The 22,150-nt window shown below is 65.0% G+C and carries 19 protein-coding genes; 7 read left to right on the forward strand and 12 right to left on the reverse strand.

Going from position 1 to position 22,150, the window contains the following annotated elements:
• Positions 1-9: 9 nt before the first annotated feature.
• The gene (locus B6V72_RS07200; protein WP_088735223.1) at positions 10-1,065 is read right to left on the reverse strand and encodes an AI-2E family transporter; all 1,056 of its coding nucleotides are present in this window, start codon (positions 1,063-1,065) and stop codon (positions 10-12) included.
• A 343-nt stretch (positions 1,066-1,408) separates the two neighbouring features.
• Here B6V72_RS07200 and B6V72_RS07205 point away from each other — a divergent pair, with 343 nt between their 5' ends.
• On the forward strand, positions 1,409-2,860 hold the full coding sequence (locus tag B6V72_RS07205) for a trehalose-6-phosphate synthase (protein WP_088735224.1): 1,452 nt from the start codon (positions 1,409-1,411) through the stop codon (positions 2,858-2,860).
• A gap of 1 nt (position 2,861) precedes the next feature.
• A complete protein-coding gene (locus B6V72_RS07210; RefSeq protein ID WP_088719143.1) occupies positions 2,862-3,368 on the forward strand; it encodes a hypothetical protein in 507 nt (168 codons plus the stop codon).
• Between the two features lie 141 nt (positions 3,369-3,509).
• Here B6V72_RS07210 and B6V72_RS07215 read toward each other — a convergent pair whose 3' ends face one another.
• The 11 genes from B6V72_RS07215 to B6V72_RS07265 form a co-directional block, all read right to left on the reverse strand.
• Positions 3,510-3,998, reverse strand: a complete 489-nt coding sequence (locus tag B6V72_RS07215; protein ID WP_088735225.1) for a fasciclin domain-containing protein — start codon at positions 3,996-3,998, stop codon at positions 3,510-3,512.
• Between the two features lie 143 nt (positions 3,999-4,141).
• Positions 4,142-5,137, reverse strand: a complete 996-nt coding sequence (locus B6V72_RS07220; RefSeq protein ID WP_088735226.1) for a DNA topoisomerase IB — start codon at positions 5,135-5,137, stop codon at positions 4,142-4,144.
• A gap of 47 nt (positions 5,138-5,184) precedes the next feature.
• A complete protein-coding gene (locus B6V72_RS07225) occupies positions 5,185-5,757 on the reverse strand; it encodes an NTP transferase domain-containing protein (RefSeq protein ID WP_088735227.1) in 573 nt (190 codons plus the stop codon).
• 3 nt (positions 5,758-5,760) lie between these two features.
• Positions 5,761-6,678: an XdhC family protein gene (locus B6V72_RS07230; RefSeq protein WP_075776295.1), complete on the reverse strand. Its 918-nt coding sequence runs from the start codon at positions 6,676-6,678 to the stop codon at positions 5,761-5,763.
• Positions 6,668-8,863, reverse strand: coding sequence for a xanthine dehydrogenase family protein molybdopterin-binding subunit (locus tag B6V72_RS07235; protein WP_088735228.1), 2,196 nt, complete (start codon positions 8,861-8,863; stop codon positions 6,668-6,670). The genes B6V72_RS07230 and B6V72_RS07235 overlap by 11 nt, the downstream gene beginning before the upstream one ends.
• Positions 8,860-9,882 carry a xanthine dehydrogenase family protein subunit M gene (locus tag B6V72_RS07240; RefSeq protein ID WP_088735229.1) on the reverse strand — a complete coding sequence of 341 codons (1,023 nt, stop codon included), beginning with the start codon at positions 9,880-9,882 and terminating at the stop codon, positions 8,860-8,862. Before B6V72_RS07240 ends, B6V72_RS07235 begins: the two co-directional genes overlap by 4 nt.
• Positions 9,882-10,391: a 2Fe-2S iron-sulfur cluster-binding protein gene (locus B6V72_RS07245; protein WP_088721975.1), complete on the reverse strand. Its 510-nt coding sequence runs from the start codon at positions 10,389-10,391 to the stop codon at positions 9,882-9,884. The genes B6V72_RS07240 and B6V72_RS07245 overlap by 1 nt, the downstream gene beginning before the upstream one ends.
• Positions 10,392-10,598: 207 nt before the next feature.
• Positions 10,599-12,923 carry a pyrroloquinoline quinone-dependent dehydrogenase gene (locus B6V72_RS07250; protein ID WP_088735230.1) on the reverse strand — a complete coding sequence of 775 codons (2,325 nt, stop codon included), beginning with the start codon at positions 12,921-12,923 and terminating at the stop codon, positions 10,599-10,601.
• Positions 12,920-13,291, reverse strand: a complete 372-nt coding sequence (locus B6V72_RS07255) for a hypothetical protein (RefSeq protein ID WP_075776291.1) — start codon at positions 13,289-13,291, stop codon at positions 12,920-12,922. The genes B6V72_RS07250 and B6V72_RS07255 overlap by 4 nt, the downstream gene beginning before the upstream one ends.
• A gap of 225 nt (positions 13,292-13,516) precedes the next feature.
• On the reverse strand, positions 13,517-14,536 hold the full coding sequence (locus B6V72_RS07260; protein ID WP_088735231.1) for an aldo/keto reductase: 1,020 nt from the start codon (positions 14,534-14,536) through the stop codon (positions 13,517-13,519).
• A 143-nt stretch (positions 14,537-14,679) separates the two neighbouring features.
• Positions 14,680-16,122 (reverse strand): MFS transporter, encoded by a 1,443-nt coding sequence (locus B6V72_RS07265; RefSeq protein WP_075776289.1) that lies wholly within the window; start codon positions 16,120-16,122, stop codon positions 14,680-14,682.
• A gap of 421 nt (positions 16,123-16,543) precedes the next feature.
• Here B6V72_RS07265 and B6V72_RS07270 point away from each other — a divergent pair, with 421 nt between their 5' ends.
• From B6V72_RS07270 to B6V72_RS07290, 5 genes are all read left to right on the forward strand, one after another.
• On the forward strand, positions 16,544-18,163 hold the full coding sequence (locus tag B6V72_RS07270) for a peptide ABC transporter substrate-binding protein (RefSeq protein ID WP_240497696.1): 1,620 nt from the start codon (positions 16,544-16,546) through the stop codon (positions 18,161-18,163).
• Positions 18,164-18,228: 65 nt separating this feature from the next.
• Entirely contained in the window at positions 18,229-19,152 is a 924-nt protein-coding gene (gene oppB, locus B6V72_RS07275; RefSeq protein ID WP_075776288.1) for an oligopeptide ABC transporter permease OppB, read from the forward strand.
• Position 19,153: 1 nt separating this feature from the next.
• Positions 19,154-20,077: an ABC transporter permease subunit gene (locus B6V72_RS07280; protein WP_075776287.1), complete on the forward strand. Its 924-nt coding sequence runs from the start codon at positions 19,154-19,156 to the stop codon at positions 20,075-20,077.
• Between the two features lies 1 nt (position 20,078).
• The gene (locus tag B6V72_RS07285) at positions 20,079-21,056 is read left to right on the forward strand and encodes an oligopeptide/dipeptide ABC transporter ATP-binding protein (protein ID WP_088719134.1); all 978 of its coding nucleotides are present in this window, start codon (positions 20,079-20,081) and stop codon (positions 21,054-21,056) included.
• Entirely contained in the window at positions 21,053-22,066 is a 1,014-nt protein-coding gene (locus B6V72_RS07290; RefSeq protein WP_088735233.1) for an oligopeptide/dipeptide ABC transporter ATP-binding protein, read from the forward strand. Before B6V72_RS07285 ends, B6V72_RS07290 begins: the two co-directional genes overlap by 4 nt.
• Positions 22,067-22,150: the final 84 nt, after the last annotated feature.

Consider the following 22,150-nt stretch of genomic DNA (forward strand, 5'->3'; position numbering starts at 1 on the left):
GAAAGGTGGTCAGGCGGTCTCGGGCCTGACGAGCGGCAGGTAATGGCGCCGCGTCATCAGCATCAGGACCGCGAGCAGAGGCGTCGCGAGCGCGAGCCCGAGAATGCCGAAGAAGCTGCCCATCAGCAGTTGGAACGCGATCACCAGCGCCGGCGGCAGCGACATCGCCCTCTCCTGGATCTGCGGTGTGACGACATTGCTCTCGAGCGCCTGAACGCCGAGATAGAGCAGCACGACCCAAAGCATCGTGATCGGACTCACCGTCAGACCCATCGCCATGGCGGGGATCGCTGACAGGACCGGGCCGATATTGGGAATGAAGGTCAGAAGCCCTGCGAGGATCGCGAGGATCGCGGCCAGCGGCACGTTCAGCGCCCAAAGGCCGATGAAGGTCAGCACGCCGATCACCGTCATCGAAATCATCTGCGCGAAGAGCCAGCCAGACAGGGCCGCCCAGCCGGTCGCGAAACTCGCGACGATCCAGTCGCGGTCAGAGGCCGGAAAGAGCGCGGCGATCCCGCGCCGATACAGCTGCGGCTCCACCGCGCCGTAGACACCGATGAAGGTTATCAGCAACGCGTTCCCGAGCATGCCAATCGACACCATCACGGTCGTCGCGGCTCCTTCGCCGGACGGCGCCATCGCGCCCAGATCGATCGAGCGCGTGAAGGAATGCAGCCAGCCATGCGAGTCGATGAATTGCTGTGCCTGCTTTCGTGCCTCGGGCAGGGCGCTCAGCAACTGGTCGAGCTGGTCTGACAGCCCCTGCGCTGCATATACGAAGAACAGCACCCCAAGCCCGATCAGCAGCAGCGCGTAGATCAGGAGCCCCCAGCCTTCGCCAATACGGAGCCTGCGCGCGATCGCGTTCCCGCCCATGCGCAGAAAAACCGCGATGAGCAGCCCGGCGAAGATCAGCAGCAGGATATGGGAAGCGATCAGGACCAGCAGAAGGAAAATCGCGATCGGCAGCCAGAGGGCGATCCGCTCGCGCGTGACCCATGCGCGCAGCCCCCGCGGCGCCGGACGCGCGTCTTCGGTGCGGGGTTGAGCCGGGTGTGACATGTCGCTCTCCGTGGCAGGTTTCGCTTGTTGAAAAGCCAACCAGTCGCCTCCGTCGAGGTTCCGTGCGCGCGACACTGCGGAAGTGAATTGTCATCCCGCTTTGGCGTCCCCTCGTACGCGCGCGAAGCAAGCTGTTTTTCCCGGACTTCTCGGAACAAGATGAAAAGATATGAAAAAATGTACCCGAACAAAAAGTTCGGAATGTCTTATGTTAATCGCCTAAACTTTTTTGCCGACGCTCCGCCATCGGGCGGAACTGCGCGCTTCAAGGGGGCGTTGAGCGGACGAATATTTCAGACGTGACAGCCGTCACCATTCGTTCAATCCGGAGGTTTTTTCAGTCATGCCCGCCCGTCTCATCGTCGTGTCCAACCGCATTCCCTCCGAGGCGACGCCCTCGGGTGGGCTCGTGGTGGCGCTCCACGAGGCGCTGCGCGAAAAGGGCGGCATCTGGATCGGCGCGCATCCCGAGATCGGGTCCGAAGAGCCCGCCCTCATCGATATGGGGGGCACCCAATACGACAAGCTCGCGTTCCGTCTGACCGAAGAAGACCGCGAGGCTTATTACCTCGGCTTCGCCAATTCCGTGCTCTGGCCGATCGCGCATCACCGCACCGATCTGGTCGAGATCAATCGCAGCTTCGACGAGGGCTACCTGCGGGTGAACCGCCGCATCGCGCAGCAGATGGTCGAGGTGATCTCGCCCGAAGATCACATCTGGATTCACGACTACCATTTCTTCCCGTTGGCCGAGGAGCTGCGCAGCCTCGGCGTAACCAATCGCATCGGCTTTTTCCTTCACATCCCTTTCCCCAACATCACCGATCTCGACGTGTTGCCCGATCCGCCCGCCTTCGCGCGCTGGCTGGCGCATTACGATCTCGTCGGGTTGCAGACGCGGGCCGACGTGGCGCGCTGTCTCGAGATGTTCCGCGCTGATCCGAGGGCAGAAATGTTGCCCGACGGTGCGATCAAATTCGGCGCGCAGGAGGTATCCGTCCGGTCCTTTCCGATCGGTATCTCGGCTGAGAGTTTCGCCCGGGCGGCGCAGGACTGCGCGCCGCCGCCCGCGCACGAATTGTTCGGAGACGCCTATGTCATCGGCGTCGACCGGCTCGACTACTCCAAGGGGCTGCCGCAACGCTTCCGCGCGTTCGAACGCTACCTCGAAAGCTACGACACGGGGCCGCGCGCCTCGCTGGTGCAGATCGCGCCGCCGTCGCGCGAAAGCGTGCGGGCCTATCAGGAGATCACCACCGACCTGCAGCAGATCGCGGGGCAGGTGAACGGGCGCTTCGGCGAGGTCCATTGGGCGCCGATCCGTTTCCTGCACCGCCCCGTGCCGCGCGACGAGATCGCGGGGTTGCTGCGCGGCGCACGGGCCGCGCTCGTCACGCCGCTTGCGGACGGGATGAACCTCGTGGCGAAGGAATATGTCGCGGCACAGGACCCGGAAGATCCGGGCGTGTTGGTGCTGTCGCGCTTCGCGGGCGCCGCAGAGGACATGACCGAGGCCCTGCTGGTCAACCCGCATGACGTCGACGAGACGGCGGCCGCGATCCGCCGGGCGCTCACGATGCCGCTCGAGGAGCGTCAGGCGCGCCATACCGCCTGCCTGAAGGTAGTCGAGGCGACCGATACGCGGATCTGGGCGCGCAGCTTCCTCAATCGGCTCGCCGCCTGCACACCCGCGTTGCGCATTACCGGGCGCGCCGCCGAATGGCTTCGGGACGAAGAAGAAGGCCGGGAATTCGACCCGGGCGCGCGCCGCTCTATTTCAAAGGAGGAGGTCTGATATGACCATGATGTCACGAAATCTGGAGACGACCGCGTCGGAGGAGGGCGCGCTCGTCCTGATGCTTCACCCCGGGAATTGCGATCTCGAGTGCCACGGCGCGTTCATCGAGGCACTGAAGGATGACCGCTCTCACATCGTTTGCCTGTCGCAAGAAGGCGGTGGGCGCGGGGCGCTGATCGCCCAGCTCGGCGCTTGTGGCGCGACGCCGATCTGCGCATCCTTCCTGACCTATAAAGACGAGGCGCTCTCCGATCCGGAAGAGCATGGCTCGATCGCGCATGTGCTGTCCTACATCATGCAGGCGCATGGTTTGACGCGCATCTTCGTGCCCAAGCACGATGGCGATCACGCGTGCCATGTCGCAATCGAAGCAATCGCGCAGAACCTGTCGCGTATCACCGGAGCGCCGGTCATTCACGCCGACGATCTGCCCGCGGAAAGCGACCTGGTCGCCGGTGGCGGCGATCCTGGCGGGAGCGGCTCGATCCTGAGCGCACATGCCTGAACGGGTTCTGTCCGGGGCCGAGCGCTCGGTCAAAGAACAAGCCGCTCGCGCATGAAGCTGCGCGAACGGCCCGGAATCGGCTTGTCGAAAAGCGGACCCTCGACAGGCCTCCCTAATGCTCGGGGCTTTGCCTGAAGCCCGTCACTTGGGCATGATCACCTTGTCGATCACGTGGATCACGCCGTTGCTGGCTTCGACATCCGCCTGCGTGACGCTGGCGTCGTCGACCATGACCGCGGGGTCGCTCTTGATCGTGACTTCCGAGCCCTGCACCGTCGCGGCCATCATCCCGTCGCTCAGATCGCCGGACATTACCTTTCCGGGCACGACGTGATAAGTCAGGATCGAGGTCAGCTTGTCCTTGTTCTCGGGCTTGAGCAGGTCATCGACGGTGCCTTCGGGCAACGCGGCGAAGGCCTCATCCGTGGGCGCGAAGACGGTGAAGGGGCCATCGCCCTTGAGCGTGTCGACGAGACCCGCAGCCTGCACGGCGGCCACGAGCGTCTCGAAGCTGCCTGCGTTCACGGCGGTGTCGACGATATCCATTCCGCCATGATTGTCGGCATGGGCGGGGGCGGAAACGAGCGCCGTTCCGGCGAGGACAGCGGCCATGAAGGTTCTTCTCAGCATTCTCTTTCTCCCTTGGTTGGATCGTTGGCAGATCCGATGTTGGATCATGTGAGAGATACGGGAGATGCGCGGCATCGGATCACGCGCGGCTCGCAATTTTGCGCGGATTCGTGATTGTGCGTGATCGCGGGCGTTCGAAGCGGTCAGCCGTCGAGAAGATGGAGTAACTGCGCCTCGGCGCGGCGCAGCCCGTCTACCGCCGGAGCGTCCTGAGCGAGGCTGGTGAGCGTCTCCGGCTCGGCCTCGCTCAGAGCAATTACCTCGGGGTGGATATAGGAATTGCGCGCGATCGCCGGCGTGTTGTGAAGGCGCGCGGCGGCAGCCTCCGCCATCGCCTTGATCGTCACGCGCCCGTCATCCGCCTGCCGCATCGCCGCCTCGAGCGCCGCCGCCGATCCGTTCCACGTCCGGAAGGTCTTCGCCGTCAGCCCTTCGGCCCCGGTGCGATCAGTGAGGAAGGCGTTCACCTCCTCGGAGCGCACCGAGTGGGGCTCTCCCGCCTCGTCCAGCCACGTGATCAGCTCGGCGCCCGGCAAATCGTCGAGTCGCGTCAGGGCGCGTTCCAGCGTCTTGTCGCGGAGCTCGCTTTCGACCTGCGCGCCACCCTTGCCGGTGAAGGAGAAATGCAGCGTGTCCCCGTCGAGCGTCATATGTGCGCCACGCAATGTCGTCGCACCGAAACTGCGGTTCTCGCGGGCGTAATCGGCATTGCCGACGCGGATCGCAGTCCGGTCGAGCAGCGCCAGAACCGCGGCCAGCGCGAAGGCCCGGTCGCCCGGATCATGGCCGCGCAGGTCGTTCAGGATCGCGCGACGCAGGCGTGGCAGCACGGTGCCGAATTCCGCGAGCCGGCCGAATTTGCGCTGCGCGCGAAACTCGGTCCAGTCAGGGTGGTAGCGGTATTGCTTGCGCGCCCGCGCGTCGCGCCCCGTCGCCTGCAGATGCCCGTTCGGACGTGGTGAAATCCAGACGTCCTCGTAGGCAGGGGGCACCGCCAGCGCCTCGATCCTCCTACGCTCGGCACCGCGCGCGATGGTCGTGCCATCCGGGGCGGTATAGGTGAACCCGCGCCCGCAGCGCCGGCGCGTGATGCCTGGTCGGTCATCGGGATAATAGACGAGATCGGGCAGATCTTTCATGGGGCGAGAACGCCGGGGGTCTCGGCGCAGTTCCCCGCGTGTCGCGCCTATCGCGGGGCTTCGCGCAAGTCATCGGGGCGGTCGATATCGTGCAGCGTTCCGGGCGGCAGCGAAATCCGTCGCAGGTCGGGGGCGCGGCGCAGCAACGCCCCGGCGCCGCGGTCGCCTGTCAGCCGCAAAGCCGCGCCGAACAGCCTGCGCGGGATCAGCGCGGGCGGTGCGAGGCGGCCCTCGGAGGTGGCCATCCCCGGATGCGGTCCGGGTGTCGCGAGAAGCTGGCGCAGATGCGCCCGCGAGACATTGGGCATGTCGCCAAGGACGATCAGGAGATGGCTGGCCCCGCTGGCGTGCGCGGCGCGGATCGCGCGATGCAAGCTCGCGCTCTGGGCGCGGCCCGGACCGATGCAGAGAAGGTCGAGGCCCGCGCCGCGTAGCTCCTTCGGAAGCCGGTGGCCGCGGGTGATCCCGGCACGTCGGGGGAGGCCAAGGCCCCGCAGCGTCTTCGCGGCACGCAGCACGAGCGCGGCCTCTCCGCCGGAACGCGCGGCCAGCTTGTCACGGGCACCGAAGCGCCGCGACGCGCCCGCCGCAAGAACCACGCCCATGATCTTGCGCGCCAAGCTTCAGACCCGCGCGAGTTGCAGCACTTCGGCCAGCACGGAGACCGCCAACAGCCGCGGCTCGCGCGCCTGTTCGATGAGGCCCACCGGACCGCGCAGCCGAGAGATCGCGGCTTCCGAGAGCCCTTTGCGGCGCAGCGCCACCGCGCGCTGACGTGCCGTTCGGCGGCTTCCCTGCGCGCCGATGAAGAACGCGTCGCTTTCCAGAAGCTGCGCGAGGATCGGGATTTCCCGGTCGTGATCGTGGAAGAACAACAGCGCCGCCATGCGTGGATCGGGCGCGATCTCGCCAAGCGGGTTGCTGCGCCGGAATTCGTGGCTCGTCACGCCGGGCAGGGTCACCGGTTCGGGCATGACGAGATCGGCCTGATAGCCCGCCCCCGCCGCGAGCTGGGCAAAAGTCTCGGCTTCGATCCCCGTGCCGAAGACCACGAAACGCGGCTCGGGCACGAGATGCAGGCTCAGATCGGTCTCGGGCTGCGGCGCGAGCGTCAGAACGCCCTGCGCGCCCGACAGGTGTAGCGAAAACGGCATGCGGGCAGCGACCGCCTTGGCCATCCGCTCTTGAGCGGAGACCGGCGGGGCAGGGATCACGGCGATGTCGAGCGCGCCGCCGCAGGGCAGCACGAGGTCGATGAAGGGCGAGCCTTCGCCGTAGCGCAAGTGCCGCGGGCAGCCGTCCTGTGCGACCTTTTTCAGATGCAGCTCAATATCGGCATCGATGCAGCCCGCCGAGAGATGGCCCCGGATGTCGCCGCGATCGTCGAGGCTCATAGCCGCACCGAGGGGGCGGTAACCCGCCCCCTCGATCCGCGTCAGAATGGCCAGCGCCGCCAACCGTCCCGGCGCGGGCAGCGGTATCTCCGCCATGCCGAGCCGGGTTTCAGTATGTGCGCGCGCGCGGAGCGGACTACCGTCCATCAGCAAACCCCTTGAGAACCTTGTCCGGCGTGGCCGGATAGTGATGCAGCCGAATGCCCGTCGCGTTGTGGATCGCGTTGATCACCGCGGCGCCGGAGCCCGAGATCCCGAGCTCGCCGACGCCCTTCGACTGGATCGGGTTGGCCTCGTCGTCGCGTTCGGGCAGGAAGACCACTTCGATGTCGCGCGGAATATCCGCATGCGAGGCGACATGGTAATTGGCCAGATCCCGGGTGACAATATGGCCGGTGCGCGGATCGTGACCAAGCTCTTCGAGCAATGCCGCGCCCACGCCCCAGACCATGCCACCGACGGCCTGGCTGCGCGCGGTCTTCTCGTTCAGCACGCGACCGATCCCGAGAACGCCGAGCATCCGACGCACCCGCACCTCGCCCGACACCTCGTTCACGGCGACTTCAACGAAATGCGCGCCATACCCTGCCGAGAAGTGGGTCTCGGCGGTTTTGCCGCCCTCGATCCTGCCTTCGGCGCTGATCGGATCGCTGAGCAGATCGACCAGCTTCGCGCTCTTGCCGTCGCCGGAGACCTCGCCGTTGCCGAGCTTCAGATCCTTGATCCGGCAGCCGAGCTTGTCGGCAAGCTGTTCGCGGATCTTGCGCGCGGCGAGGAAGACTGAAGACCCAGACGACGACGCCCCGAAGGAGCCGCCCGAGCCCGACGCGCCCGGCAGGTCGCTATCGGCCAGATGCACGGAGACCTTATCGATCGGCAGGCCAAGCATCTCGCCCGCGATCTGGCCGAGGATGGCGTAGCTACCGGTACCGATATCGGTCATGTCGGTCTCGACCAATGCACCGTCCGCGCTGAGCGTGACGCGCGCCGCAGAGGGCACGAGGAAGTTCGACCGCCCGGCGCCCGCAACGCCCATGCCGATCAGCCATTCGCCTTCGCGGCGCGTCCCTGTCTTGGGGCGCTGGTCCCAGCCGAAGCGCTTCGCGCCTTCGCGCAGGCTTTCCTCCAGCGCGCGGGCCGAATAGGCCTGACCGGTTTCGGGATGCTTTTCGGGTATGTTGCGCAGCCGCAGTTCCACCGGGCAGATACCCAGCTTCTCCGCGAGTTCGTCCATCGCAGTCTCCATTGCGAAGGTGCCGACCGCTTCACCGGGTGCGCGGACCGAGCCCGAGGGCGTGCGGTGATTGCGAGAGATATGCTGACGCATCACCCGGTTGGGCGCGGCATACATGAAGCGGCTCGCGGCATTCACCGGTTCGGAGAAGGCTTCCTCTTCGAGATTGGAGACTCGATCCTCGTGACCGATCCCGGTCAGCTTGCCGCTCTCGTCGGCGGCGAGACGAAGACGCTGCCACGTCTCGGTGCGGCGCAGCACGGCGTCGAAAACGGTCTGACGGCTCAGCACGATCCGCACCGGGCGTTCGAGCTCGCGCGAGGCCAGCGCCGCCGCGATATGTTCCGAAGAAATACCCAGCTTGGAGCCGAACCCGCCGCCCACATAGGGCGCGAGGATATGCACCTTGTCCGACTCGACGCCAATCGCATCGGCCAGCTCCTCCTTGTTGAATCGCACCATCTGCAGCGACCCATGTAGAACAAGGCGACCGTCCTTCCACTCGGCGATACCGGCATGCGGCTCCATCGCCGCCGAGACGTGACCAGCGGTGGTGTATTCGATATCCACCGACTGCGCGGCCTTCTCCATCGCGGCGTCGAGGTCGCCCTGGATGCTTTCGCGGCCCTCGTTCAGTTCGAGATCCACCCCGGCCGGGTCGACCGGTGCGCCGGGGTTCTGTTCGTAGCTGATCTTGATCCGGGCGGCGGCATCGCGCGCGGTCTCGAAGCTTTCCGCGACCACGAGGCCGATCGGCTGGCCGTGATAATCAATGCGGTCTCCGGGCTGTACGGGCGACGCACCCGCCATGCCCTGCGCCGGGTTGCGCACGAATTTCGGCCCGTGGAACAGCCCGACATATCCGGGCAGTTTCTTCGCTTCGCTCTCGTCGAAGCCGGTGACCTTGCCACGCGTGATTGTCGCGCGCAGCATCACGCCGTGGACCATGCCTTCAAGCGCGAATTCGGCGGCATAGGGCGCGGTGCCGGTGACTTTCAGCTTGCCCTCGGGACGATCGAGCGGGGCGCCGACCAGACCCTGATTGGTTTCGTCCAGCAGCCGCGGCTGCGCTTCATCCATCGTGAACGTGTCGCTCATGCCAGCGCCTCCACCTTGTCCGTTCCGGTCGAGGCCGGGGCCATGCCCGTCGCCTCGCGCATCACCGCGACCAATGCGCGGCGGGTCATCTCGCGTTTGAAATCGTTGCCCTCGTCGGTGACAGCGTCGGCCAGCAGCACGTCGGCGGCCCTGCCGAACAGCTCCTCCGAGGGGGTCTCGCCTTCGAGCATCGCGTTGACTTGCGCATCCGCCCAGGGGCGCGCGCCGATGCCGCCGAAAGCGATCGAGGCGGTCTTGATCGTCTCGCCGTCCATTTCGACCACGGCGGCGACCGAGACGAGCGCGAATGCGTAAGAGGCGCGGTCGCGGATCTTGCGATAGCTTTGCGTCGCGTTCGGCTGCGGGGCAGGGAGGATCACTGCGGTGATGATCTCGCCCGGCTCGAGGCAGGTCTCGATCTCCGGGGTTTCGCCGGGCAGCTGATAAAGCTCGTCCAGCGCCACGGTGCGGGTCGCTCCATCGGTGCCGCGGATTTCCACCTGCGCATCGAGCGCGCGCATCGCCACCGCCATATCGGAGGGGTGGGCTGCGCGACAGGCGGCCGAGGTGCCCAGGATCGCGAGCATGCGGCTGACGCCGCCCTTCGCGGCGCAGCCCGCACCGGGGTCGCGCTTGTTGCAGGCCATTGCGGGATCATAGAAATAGGGGCAACGGGTGCGTTGCAGCAAGTTGCCGCCCGTGGTCGCCTTGTTGCGAATCTGTCCCGAAGCGCCGGCGAGCAGCGCGCGCGACAGCACCGGATAGGCGCGGCGCACCTGCGGATCGGCCGCAAGGTCGGCATTGCGCACCAACGTGCCGATCTTCAGCCCGCCCTCATGCGGCTCGATCTTGTCCAGCCCGTCGATATGGTTGATGTCGATAACCGTCTCGGGGGTCATCACCTGCAGCTTCATCAGGTCCAGCAGGTTGGTGCCGCCCGCGATGAACTGCGCGCCCTCACCCGCCTTGGAGGCCGCCTCGTCCAGCGCGTTCGCGCGAAGATAATCGAATGGTCTCATTATTTCTCCTCCGCTTCGGCGACACGCGAGATGGCCTCGCGGATGAAGGGGTAGGCCGAGCAGCGGCACAGGTTGCCGCTCATGCGTTCTGCGATCTCGGCATCGGTCAGCTCCGATTTTCCGGTGAGGCTGTCGCTGACATGGCTGGGAGCGCCTTCCCTGGCCTCGGCCAGCATGCCCGTCGCGGACATGATCTGACCCGGTGTGCAATAGCCGCACTGGTAGCCGTCGCAGGAAACGAATTCCTGCTGCAGCGGGTTGAGGTTCTCGGGCGTGCCGAGCCCTTCGATCGTCGTGATCTCGGAGCCTTCATGCATCACTGCGAGGCTCAGGCAGGAATTCACCCGGCGGCCATCGACGAGCACCGTACAGGCGCCGCACTGGCCATGATCGCAGCCCTTCTTCGAGCCGGTGAGTTGTAGATGATCGCGCAGCGCGTCGAGCAGCGTCACGCGTGGATCGAGGTCGAGCGCGCGCGCCTCGCCATTGACGTGAAATGAAACCTTCATGGGGTCCCCCTTGTCCGGAATTCGGGCTTGGCGCAGCCATCTGGGGAGGCAGGCGCTCAAACCAGCTGAATGTGGAACACCGCGCGCGCGGCACAGGTTCCTGAGATAAAGCCCTCACGTTGCGGTGAGGGCTTTGCGGACGCGGTTCGCGTCTTGGGCGGGGGCGAGGTCCGTGCCGCGCCGCCCGCCCTGTGTTTTGCGCCGCGATCAGTTCTGCGGCAGCGCGTAGACGGCCACCAGATCACCCACGGCGGGCTTCAGGATCGAGTTGCCGCCCGAGATGAAGGCCACGTATTCTCGCCCCTTGTACTCGTAGATCGCCGGGTTCGCGACGACCGGGGCCGACAACTGCGAGGACCACAACTCCTTGCCGGTCTGGATGTCGTAGGCGCGCGCCTTGGCATCCATCGTCGCGCCGATGAAGATCAGCCCCGACTTGGTCACCGCCGGACCGCCGATCGTGGGCGAACCCATGCTCTCGGGCATGAAGAACCCGTATTTCTGCGAGCTGCCCAGCGGCTTGCGCCACTTGACGTCGCCGGTGTGCATGTCGATCGCGACCAGCTCGCCGAAGGGCGGTTTCCAGCACGGCATCCCGAGCCAGTTCAGCGCGTTGCCGAGGCTCATGCCGTAGGGCGCGCCTTTCTGCGGGTAGAAGCCCGCTTCGTTGCCCGAGCCGCTGGCGTTCTTCTCGTAGTTCTGGCGCTCCCACAGTTTGATGTACTGCACGATATGCGAGGTGTTCACGACCGCGATCTGAGCGTTCGGATCGAAGGCCACGCCGCCCCACTGCACGCCGCCCGCACTGTCGGGATAGGCCAGCGTGCCTTCGCCGGTGGTGGTCGGGGGTGTGTACATCCCCTTGTAGGTGAGGTTGTCGAACAGCTTCGAGCAGGCGCCGCCGGAAACTAGATCGGCAATCCCCCAGACCTCCGGCTTTTTCGACTGGTCGAGAAGCGGCGCCGGTTTGGTCGGGAAGGGCTGGGTCTTCGCATAGACCTCACCTTTCACCGTGCCGTCGCCTTGAGGGACGGGACGTTCCTCGATCGGCCAGACATCTTCGCCGGTCTCGCGGTTCACGACGAACAGGAAGCCCATCTTGGTGCCCTGCATCAGCGCCGGGATTTCCTTGCCGTCGACGGTGATGTCCATCAGCGTCGGCGCGGAGTTGATGTCATAGTCCCAGATGTCGTGGTGGACCCATTGGCGCGACCAGACGACCTTGCCGGTATCGAGATCGAGCGCGGTGGTCGAGGTTGCGTAGGGGATTTGCTGCGTTCGGTTGCCGCCCCAATAGTTCGGCGAGGGCGAGGCCACCGGGAGGTAGACCATGTTCAGACCCGGATCGACGGACATCGCGGTCCAGACATTCGCGGTGCCGGTCTTGCGGCGGATGTTCTCGGGCAGGGTCTCGAAGGACCATTGCAGTTTGCCGGTCTGCGCATCTACCGAGAAGACCGCACCGGGAGGAGCTTCGGCCCATTCCCAGTCCTGACCGGCCCAGCCGAGGATCAGGTGATTGCCCGCAACCGTCGGCGGCTGCAGAACCGAAAGCGGGAAGCGGTCGTTGACCGTGTTCCACTGGTTCACGTCCAGCACGCCGTCCTTGCCGAAATCGGGGCAGGGCTTGCCGGTATCGGCGTCGAGCGCGAAGAGCCGCGCGTCCATCGTGCCGATATAGACGATTTTCTGACAGACCTTGCCCGCGACCGGGTTCTCGGCCTGCCAATAGGCGACGCCGCGGTTCTTCAGCGCGGGCTGGGTCAGCGCCTCAAGCTTGGATTTCGTGTCGAAGGCCCATTTCTGCTCGCCCGTGGCCGGGTCGAGCGCCAGCACGCGGTAGAAGGGCGTGCCGATATAGAGCGTATCATTGGCGAAGATCGGCGTGGCCGACCAAACGGTCGCGGGCTTGTCGCCCGAGCCATCTGAGACGTCGCCGGTATGGACCTGCCAGACCTTCTCCAGATCGCCCACGTTGTCGGGATTGATCTGGGTCAGCGGCGAATATTTCTGTGCGGAGAGCTGGCCGTGGAAGCTGTTCCAGACGGGCTTCTCGGGCACCAGCGGTTTGCTGTTGCGCTCGCGCGTGCCGCTGGCGAGCATCGGCTGGGCGACGCTATCCGCCACCGGTTTGGCCTGATCCGCGCTGGCCTCGGGGCCGGAAGGCGTGGACTCGTTGGCGGCAGGGTCGTTGGTCTGCTGGTTCTGATTGGTTTGGGTGTCGGATTGGGTGCCCGTGGAACCCGTCTCCGTGGAACCGCTGTCTGCGGTAGCGCCCGTATCGGTGTTCGTGCCGGCGTCGGTGCTCGAGTTCGTACCGGCGCCCGTGCCGGACGTGTCCGATTGCGTGCCTGCATCCGTGGTTGCCGTATCCGTGCCCGACGTGGTGCCGGTATCGGTCGTGCCGCTGTCGGCTGCGGGTTGGGTCGTCGTATCTGTTGCGGTGCTGTCGGTCGCGGTCGTGTCCTGCGCGTACCCGGCGGCCGCAAAGAAGGCGAGGGCGAAGGCGAGCGAGACGGTCTTGCGGTTCATGCGTAAGCTCCTTTCGAACGCGCGCCCCGGCTCGAGGCGATGTCGTAAATGAGGCCGATCAGCACGACGCCCATCGCCGCGATCAGCCACCATTCATGCAGGAAATAGCCAGCTGCAGCGGTGCCGATCAGGCCGAGCGCCACGAGGACGCGCAATGTCGTGCGGATTCCGCCCGGCTCTGTCATCTGGATCGCGATCCCTGCGAGAGCGATCAAAACGGAGGAGGCGATCACCAGCCCTGCGCCGAACGTGCCGGTCACGCCGGTCATGGGGGTGACGTAATTCCAGATCGCGATGGCGGCGCCGACGAGCGCCCCCAAAACAGTCAGGATGCTGCGTGGCCGTGACGCTGAGCGGGAATGTGCCAACGGAACTCTCCTTGGTAGGTGCTTTATCGCCCAACGCGCGGTGTGTCTTTTGAGGTCCATGAAAATTGAACTGATTTGAGCCCCGGGCGCAGGAACGCGCTTGGCACGGGGGCCTCTGCCGCTTTGGTGGCCAGCATGCGAGAGGATGCAGCAGCACGAAAAAGCGGGCGGAGCGATTTCGTCGCCCCGCCCACCGCGGTGTCGTGAGAGATGTGCGCCCCTATTTCAGCGCTGACGGTATTCGCCCTGACGCTCCAGCATCCAGCCGGGATATTCCGCGGGCAGGGCGCTGAGCTTGTCGAGGCTCTCCAACTCGTCCGCGTCGAGCCTGATCTTCGTCGCGGCGATGTTGTCGGTCAGTTGGTCCTCGCGCTTTGCACCGACGATGACGCTGGTGACCACTTCCTGATGCAGAAGCCATGCCAGCGCGATCTGCGCCACGCTCGCATCGCGCTTCTCCGCCATCGGGCGCATCGCGTCGATCAGGTCGAATGCGCGGTCCTTTTCGACCGGCGGGAAGTCGAAATTGGCGCGGCGCCCGTCGGAGCCCTTGCCGTCGCGGTCGTATTTGCCGGACAGCAGACCGCCTGCGAGCGGGCTCCAGACCATCAGGCCCATGCCGGTGTCGCGCAGCATCGGCACCACTTCGCGTTCCAGATCGCGCCCGGCGATCGTGTAATAGGCTTGCAGCGACAGGATCGGGGCGAGCTTGCGGGCCTCGGCGATGCCGATCGCCTTCATCACCTGCCACGCGGCCCAATTCGACAGGCCGATATAGCGGATATGGCCGTGCTGAACGAGCGTAGTCAGCGCCTCCAGCGTTTCCGAGATCGGCGTCATCGGGTCGAAGCCGTGGATCTGATAGAGGTCGATATGGTCGAGCTGCAGCCGCTCCAGGCTCTGCTTGCACTGCTCCATGATGTGATAGCGCGACGCACCGCGCTGGTTGATGCCTTCGCCCATCGGGCCGAGCACCTTGGTCGCGATGACCACCTCGTCGCGGGCGATACCGAGATTGCGCAGGCTCTGGCCGAGGATGCGCTCGCTCTCGCCACCGGCATAGACATTCGCGGTGTCGATGAAGTTGATGCCCGCGTCGATCGCGGTCTTCACCAGCCCGTCGGCGTCATCCTGCCGCAGCTGGCCGATCTGGCCCCACATGCCCTCCGACCCGCCGAAGGTCATCGTGCCGAGGCAAAGTTCCGAGACGAGGAGGCCGCTGGGGCCGAGAGGTCTGTAACGCATGGATCGCTCCTTTCGCATCTGTCGGGGGCCCGGTTCGGACGGCCCCTCTGGTCCGGGTAGATGGGGCGCGCCGCGCTCGCGGCGAGCGTCGCAGGGTAGGGCTGGCGCGCACGATCGTGTCATCGCGCGAGGGGGCGGAGGCGTCAGTCCTTGGCGCGCTCCAGCTTCATCGGCGTGAACCACGGTGTGAGGATCACCCCCGTCGCTACAACGAGCGCGTAGCCGATCGCCGACATCATCGCGCTGCGATAGGCCTCGTGATCGCCCTGATCCGCGCCGCCCAACATGCCGAAAAAAATCCCGCCCATGATCGCGATCCCGAAGGAGATTCCGACCTGACGGAGCGCCTGCACCGCACCCGAGGCCGAGCCGCTGTCATTGCTGTCCGCCGACGAGAGCGCGACCTGGAACAGCGGCGACACCGTGTTGCCCATCCCGAAGCCGCCAAGGAAGAACCAAGGTGCCATTCGCCACCAGCTGATCGCGTCGCCCATCGACCAGATCGCCCATAGCTGGCCCGCAAAGCCCGTCGCGAGCAGCATGCCGCCTCCGGTCACGCGCCAGCGTATCCAGCGGTCGCCGAACCAGCCGGTCGTGGCCGAAGCAAGCAGGACGCCGACCGGGAAGGGCGTCGTCGTCAGGCCCGATTGCAGCGGGGTGAGCCCGTAGCCCGCCTGCAGGTAGAGGGCGATGGTGAAGAAATAGCTCGGTACCGCAGTGAATAGCGCCGCGTTCAGAAGGCTGCCCGACAGGAACGAGCCGGAACGCAGCAGGCGCATCGGCAGAAGCTGCGGGGCTTTGCGCTCTTCCTGATGACGTTGCCAGCGGATGAAGATCCAGCCAAGGACCGGGGCCGCGAGCATCATTGGATACATCCATCCCTGCCAGCCGATCGACGGCGCCTCGACCAGCGGGAACAGCAGCGCCAGCATCGCCACGGCGGCGATCGCGATGCCCACCTTGTCGATGCCCAGCTTGCGGTTGCCCTGTCCCTTGGGCACCAGCATCAGCGCGGCGATGAAGGTGGCGATGCCGAGGGGAATGTTCACGAGGAAGATCGGACGCCAGCCGAGCCCGTAGATATCGGCGGTGAGCAGGAACCCACCCATGATCGGCCCTGCCACCGAGGCCAGCCCGGCGGTCAGCGCGAATAGGCCGAAGGCAGCGCCGCGCTGCTCTGGCGGGAACAAGCGCGGCACCAGCGCCAGCGTCTGCGGCGTCATGATCGCGGCACCGACGCCCTGCGCGATGCGTGCGGTGACCAGCGTGCCGATGCCCGGGGCGATGCCGCATATCAGCGAGGCGGTAGTGAACAGCGCGATGCCCGAGACGAACAGCTTGCGCCGTCCCAGCAAGTCGCCCATCCGTCCCGCCGGCAGCAACAGGATCGCGAAGGAGAAGGTATAGCCCGCGACGATCCACTCGATCAGGTTCGGCGGGGCCGACAACTCTTCCTTCATCGACGGCAGGGCGACGTTGACGATCGTGATGTCGATCAGGTTCATGAAGTTCGCCAGCAGCAATACGGCTGCGGCGGCCCAGCGGCGGGTGGGCGAAAGCGGGGATGCTTGTTCGGGTTCGGCCATTCGGAGTCCGTTCTGTCGCGGCTGTAACGCCAAGGGTAGCTAGCGGAGGGGCGAAGCTGGTCAATAGTGGGTCTTTCGGAGGGGGCACGCGGAACAACTTTCGAGTGTGTCAAAATACATACGCACAGGGGCGCGCGAGTGGATGCATCGCGGGCGCAGGGATTCGAAGGGAAACGGTGCGGGGAAGCTTGGGTGCGGGCAACGGGGCTTGGCGTTCGTTGCGAAAAAAAAGGGCCTCGCGCAAGTTTCAAAAAGATTTCCCGGAGGCCCGCGAAATGCGCTCTCACATGGGTGTGAGCACCGTTACGTCAGACTTGCGCCATGCCGCGATCATGCCCTTGATGCCCTATCAACGAAAAAACGGGGCCCCGCGCTCGCCTTAACGTTGCGCGCGACCGGACCCCGGAAATGGAGGTATCCCTTGAAGTCGATTGCCGCGATCTCCGCTTTTGCCCTGGTGTTGGGCAGCGCCGCACCCGTTCTCGCCCAGTCAAGCAAAGTGCCCGAAGGCACCAAGCTCGCCGCTGACCAGACCTTTACCTACTGGCTGCAGGACGATCTGAAGACGCTCGATCCGGATCTGAGCACATCGAAGGACGGTAACGACGTTCTTCAGCAGATGTTCGAAGGTCTCTACCAGCAGGACGATCACGGCAATCTCGTGCCTGCGCTCGCCAAGAGCTACGAGGTCTCCGACGACAAGAAGACCTACACCTTCCACCTGCGCGACGAGAAATGGTCGAACGGCGATCCCGTCACCGCACAGGATTTCGTCTACGCATGGCGGCGCCTCGCCGATCCGGCGACCGCCTCGCAATACTCGTGGTATATCGAGCTGATGCAGGTGAAGAACGCCCATGACGTCATCGCGGGCGACAAGAAGCCGAGCGAACTTGGCGTGAAGGCGCTCGATGACCACACGCTGCAGGTCACGCTCGACAGCGCGATCCCCTATTTCCGCCAGATGCTCGTTCTGTCCTCGACCTTCCCGGTGCCGCAAAAGATCGTGGAGAAATACGGTTCCGACTGGACCAAGCCCGAGAACATGGTCGTCAACGGTCCTTACAAGCTGAAGAGCTGGAAAATCGGCGACTCGATCGAGCTGGTGAAGAACGACGCTTATTACGATGCCGCGAATGTCACGCTGACCGATCTGAAGTTCATCCCGATCCAGGACAACGACCAGGCGCTGACGCGCTACGAGGCGGGGGAGCTGGACTTCGTGCAGACCCCGGCGGGTCAGTATCCGCGTCTGAAAGATGAGTATCCGGATGCCGCGCACGCTCCGCCGCGCTCCTGCGTCTACGCCTACCGCTTCAACGTCGGCCCGAACGGCCCCGAGGCGCTGAAGGACGTGAAGGTCCGCAAGGCGCTGTCCTACGCGATCAACCGCGACATCATCGTCGACAAGATCCTCAAGGGCGGCCAGAAACCGGCCTATACCTGGACCCACTGGGCGACCGCGAACTTCAAGGCGCCGGACGTGGCTTATGCCGACATGACCCAGCAGGAACGGATGGACAAGGCCAAGGAGCTTCTGAAGGAAGCCGGCTACGGCCCCGATCACCCGCTGAACTTGCGGATCATGTACAACACCTCGGCCGACCACAAGAAAATCGCGATCGCGGTGCAGCAGTTCTGGAAGCAGATCGGCGTGAAGTCGACGCTCGAGAACTACGAGTGGAAGGTCTATCTCGACAAGCTCAACGGGCAGCATGACTTCGACGTGGCCCGCACCGCATGGTGTGCCGACTACAACGAGGCCTCGACCTATCTCGACGTGAACACCTCGTGGTCGGATCAGAACTCGGGTCAGTGGTCGAATTCCGAATACGACAAGTTGATGAAGGACTCGAAGACGGCGGAAGATCCGCAAGAGGACTATACCAAGGCGGAAAAGATCCTCGCCGAGGACATGCCGCTCGCGCCGATCTACGCCTACTCGCTGCCGATGCTGCTGAACCCGCAGATCAAGGGCTACCCGTTCGATAACGTCCAGCTGAACTGGTACGCGAAGAACATGTACAAGGTCGCAAAGTAAGCCGGCTGAAACGATAACGGGCGGGCCGCGCGATCGGCCCGCCCGACTTATTTCGGGACACTCTTATGATCGTCTACATTCTCAAGCGTCTGGCCATCGCGATCCCGACGCTCCTGGTGCTCATCATCGCGAGCTTCCTCTTGATGCACACGGCGCCTGGCGGGCCGTTCTCGTCGGAGCGGGCCGTGCCGCCCGAGGTGCTCGCCAATCTCAACGCGAAATACGGGCTCGACCAGCCGCTCTGGAAGCAGATCGCGACCTATCTGTGGAACGTGGTCGCCCATTTCGATTTCGGGCCTTCGTTCTCCTATAAAGACCGCTCGGTGAACGACATCATCGCGCAGGGCTTCCCGGTCACGCTGACCTACGGCTTCCTCAGCTTCATCGCCGCCGTTCTGGTAGGCGTCACTCTCGGCGTCACCGCCGCGATCAAGCGCAACTCGTGGCTCGACTACCTCGCCGTCGGCATTTCCATCGGCGCGCAGGTGCTGCCGAACTTCGTGATGGCGCCGATCCTCGTGCTGGTGTTTACGCTGTCGCTGCACTGGCTGCCCGGCGGCGGCTGGAGCTTCGACGATCCGCGCTTCTGGATAATGCCGGTGATCGCGCTCTCGACCTCTTACATGGCCTCGATCGCGCGGATCACGCGCTCGTCGATGCTGGAGACGCTGAGCTCAAACCACATCCGCACCGCGCGGGCCAAGGGTCTGCCGAAGCGCAAGATCATCATGCGTCACGCGCTGAAACCCGCGCTGCTGCCGGTGATCTCCTATCTCGGTCCGGCGTTCGTTTCGATGATCACCGGCTCGGTGATCGTGGACGTGTATTTCACCACGGGCGGGATCGGCAAAAGCTTCGTGGATAGCGCGCTCAACCGCGATTACGCGGTGATGATGGGGATCACGATCCTGCTGGGCACGCTGACCATCCTGTTCAACCTTGTCGTCGATATCGTCTACGGATGGATCGACCCGAAAATCCGGTACTGACATGGTCATAGACGAATCCAAGATGACCTCGCTCGCCGAGGCAACGAGCCGCGAAGACGTGGCGGGCCGCTCGCTCTGGGCGGACGCGCGCCGGCGGTTCTTCAACAACAAGGCCGCGATTTTCGGGCTGGCGCTGCTCGTCTTCGTCGTGGCCTTCGCGCTGTTCGGCAACCTGATCGCGGCGTGGAACAATTCCGACATCGACTACAACGTGATGGGCGATGCCACGGCCTCTGCGCCGTCCTTCGCCAACGGCCATTACTTCGGCGCCGACGATCTGGGCCGCGATCTGTTCGCGCGCACCGTGCAGGGCACGCAGATCTCGCTGTTGGTCGGCGTGATCGGCACGCTGATCGCGGTGTCCGTGGGCACGGTCTATGGCGCGATCTCAGGCTATTTCGGGGGCCGCGTCGACGGCTTCATGATGCGCCTCGTCGATATCCTGCTGGCAATCCCTTACATGTTCGTGCTGATCCTGCTGCTGGTCATGTATGGCCGCTCGATCGGGATGCTCTTCGTGGGCGTCGGGTTGATATCCTGGCTGGAGATGGCGCGGATCGTGCGCGGCCAGACGCTGACCCTGAAGAACCGCGACTATGTCGAGGCCGCGCGCGCCATCGGCGTGCCGGCCCCCACGATCATCCGGCGCCACATCCTGCCCAACCTCGTGGGCGTGGTGGTGGTCTTCGCGACGCTTCTGGTGCCGCTGATGATCCTGACGGAGAGTTTCATCTCTTTCCTCGGGCTCGGCGTGCAGGAGCCGCAGACCTCGCTGGGGGCGCTGATCTCTGAAGGGGCGGGGACGATGAGCTACGGCACGCTGTGGCAGCTGGCCTTCCCGCTGTTCTTCTTCGTCACCACCCTGTTCGGTTTCTATTTCGTAGGGGACGGGCTGCGTGACGCGCTCGACCCGAAGGAGCGCTGATATGCCATTGTTGGAAGTCAACGACCTCAATGTCCGGTTCGCAACGCAGGAGGGCGAGGTTCACGCCGTCAACGGCGTCAGCTTCGCGCTCGAGCGCGGCGAGGCGCTGGGCATCGTCGGCGAGTCCGGTTCGGGCAAGTCGCAGCTCAGCTTCTCGATCCTCGGGCTACTGGCCGCGAATGGGAAGGCCTCGGGCTCGGTGAAATTCGACGGGCGGGAAATCCTGAACCTGCCCGAGCCCGAGTTGAACAAGTTGCGCTCCGACCGGATCTCGATGGTCTTTCAGGATCCGATGACCGCGCTCAACCCCTATATGCGGATTTCGGACCAGATGGCCGAAGTGCTGATGCTGCATAAGGGCTTGGGCAAGCGCGCCGCCGTGGCTGAGGCCGCGCATATGCTCGAACTGGTGAAGATCCCGGACGCGAAGAACCGCGTGCGTCTGTTCCCGCATGAATTCTCGGGCGGGATGCGCCAGCGCGTGATGATCGCGATGGCCCTTCTGTGCAAACCAGATGTGCTGATCGCAGATGAGCCGACGACCGCGCTCGACGTCACCGTGCAGGCGCAGATCATGGACCTGCTGGGCGAGCTGCGCCGCGAGCTGGGCATGGCGACCGTGCTGATTACCCACGATCTGGGCGTCGTCGCGGGCTTCTGCGAGCGGGCGATCGTCATGTATGGCGGTCAGGTGATGGAGCAGTCGCCCGTGGATCCTTTGTTCGCCAACCCGACCCATCCCTATACCAAGGGCTTGCTGGCCGCGCTGCCGCGTCTCGATGCGGAAGTCGCGATGACCCCGATCCGGGGCAATCCGCCGAACATGACCGGCGCGCCGAAGGGCTGCCCATTCTGCCCGCGCTGCGATTTCGTCGAAGAGGTCTGCGCCGACGTTATGCCGCCGCTGACTGAGTTCGCGCCGGGCCGCGCCCGCGCTTGCCACCGTTCCATTGAAACGATCGAGGAGGCCGCCGCATGACGACCCCGCTGATCGAGGCCCGCGACGTTCGGGTCACTTTCGAAATCCGCCGCGCCTCGGACCTGCCGTGGACCGAGCCGCCGAAGCTGCGCGCGGTCAATGGCGTGAACTTCAAGCTGGAGCAGGGCAAGACGCTCGGCATCGTGGGCGAGTCCGGCTGTGGCAAGTCCACGTTGGCCCGCGCGCTGATCCGGATGCTGCCCGCCGAGGGCGAGATCATTTGGGAGGGCAAGACCGATCTGCTGCCGCTCTCGCCGCGGCAGATGCTGAAATACCGTTCCGACATCCAGATGATCTTTCAGGATCCGCTGGCTTCGCTCGACCCGCGGATGACCGTGGGCGAGATCATCGCTGAGCCGCTGCGCACCCATCGCCCGAAGATGGGCCGCAAGGAGCGCAAGCAGAAGGTCCGCGAGGTGATGGAGAAGGTCGGTCTTCTGCCGAACCAGATCAACCGCTACCCGCACGAGTTCTCGGGCGGTCAGTGTCAGCGCATCGGTATCGCCCGCGCGCTGGTGGTGGAGCCGAAGCTGTTGATCTGCGACGAGCCGGTCTCGGCGCTCGATGTCTCGATTCAGGCGCAGGTGATCGCGCTTCTCGAAGATCTGCGCCGCGATCTGGGCCTGACGATCATCTTCATCGCCCATGACCTCAGCGTTGTGCGCCATGTCTGCGACGAGGTGATGGTGCTTTATCTGGGCCAGATGATGGAGGCGGGCGCTACCGAGAAGATCTTTGCAGAGCCACAGCACCCGTACACGCAGGCGCTTCTGTCGGCGGTGCCGATCCCAGACCCGGAGATCGCGCGCAACAAGACCCTGATCGCGCTGGAAGGCGATCTGCCGAGCCCGCTGAACCCGCCATCGGGCTGCCCGCTGCGCACCCGCTGCCCGCGGGCGAGCGAGGTCTGCGCCACGACTCCGCCGACCGAGGAGGTCGCCGGGCGTCAGGTCTTCTGTCACCATCCCGGCCCTGCGGCCGAAGTGCAGGCGGTGCTGTCGGAGAGCTGAAATCTTGTGCGGCGGGCGGTGATGCTTCGCCCGCTCACGCGGATTTGCGCAGGTTGACGCAAGGTCTTTGTCCAATCGGTCAAA

This window comes from Thioclava sp. F34-6, from assembly GCF_002213235.1.
Taxonomy (GTDB): domain Bacteria; phylum Pseudomonadota; class Alphaproteobacteria; order Rhodobacterales; family Rhodobacteraceae; genus Thioclava; species Thioclava nitratireducens.

Excerpts from the sequence above, each read along its gene's own strand:
- B6V72_RS07200 (WP_088735223.1), bottom strand. The coding sequence starts at position 1,065 with ATGTCACACCCGGCTCAACCCCGCACCGAAGACGCGCGTCCGGCGCCG.
- B6V72_RS07205 (WP_088735224.1), top strand. The coding sequence starts at position 1,409 with ATGCCCGCCCGTCTCATCGTCGTGTCCAACCGCATTCCCTCCGAGGCG.
- B6V72_RS07210 (WP_088719143.1), top strand. The coding sequence starts at position 2,862 with ATGACCATGATGTCACGAAATCTGGAGACGACCGCGTCGGAGGAGGGC.
- B6V72_RS07215 (WP_088735225.1), bottom strand. The coding sequence starts at position 3,998 with ATGCTGAGAAGAACCTTCATGGCCGCTGTCCTCGCCGGAACGGCGCTC.
- B6V72_RS07220 (WP_088735226.1), bottom strand. The coding sequence starts at position 5,137 with ATGAAAGATCTGCCCGATCTCGTCTATTATCCCGATGACCGACCAGGC.
- B6V72_RS07230 (WP_075776295.1), bottom strand. The coding sequence starts at position 6,678 with ATGGACGGTAGTCCGCTCCGCGCGCGCGCACATACTGAAACCCGGCTC.
- B6V72_RS07235 (WP_088735228.1), bottom strand. The coding sequence starts at position 8,863 with ATGAGCGACACGTTCACGATGGATGAAGCGCAGCCGCGGCTGCTGGAC.
- B6V72_RS07240 (WP_088735229.1), bottom strand. The coding sequence starts at position 9,882 with ATGAGACCATTCGATTATCTTCGCGCGAACGCGCTGGACGAGGCGGCC.
- B6V72_RS07245 (WP_088721975.1), bottom strand. The coding sequence starts at position 10,391 with ATGAAGGTTTCATTTCACGTCAATGGCGAGGCGCGCGCGCTCGACCTC.
- B6V72_RS07250 (WP_088735230.1), bottom strand. The coding sequence starts at position 12,923 with ATGAACCGCAAGACCGTCTCGCTCGCCTTCGCCCTCGCCTTCTTTGCG.
- B6V72_RS07260 (WP_088735231.1), bottom strand. The coding sequence starts at position 14,536 with ATGCGTTACAGACCTCTCGGCCCCAGCGGCCTCCTCGTCTCGGAACTT.
- B6V72_RS07265 (WP_075776289.1), bottom strand. The coding sequence starts at position 16,122 with ATGGCCGAACCCGAACAAGCATCCCCGCTTTCGCCCACCCGCCGCTGG.
- oppB (WP_075776288.1), top strand. The coding sequence starts at position 18,229 with ATGATCGTCTACATTCTCAAGCGTCTGGCCATCGCGATCCCGACGCTC.
- B6V72_RS07280 (WP_075776287.1), top strand. The coding sequence starts at position 19,154 with ATGGTCATAGACGAATCCAAGATGACCTCGCTCGCCGAGGCAACGAGC.
- B6V72_RS07285 (WP_088719134.1), top strand. The coding sequence starts at position 20,079 with ATGCCATTGTTGGAAGTCAACGACCTCAATGTCCGGTTCGCAACGCAG.
- B6V72_RS07290 (WP_088735233.1), top strand. The coding sequence starts at position 21,053 with ATGACGACCCCGCTGATCGAGGCCCGCGACGTTCGGGTCACTTTCGAA.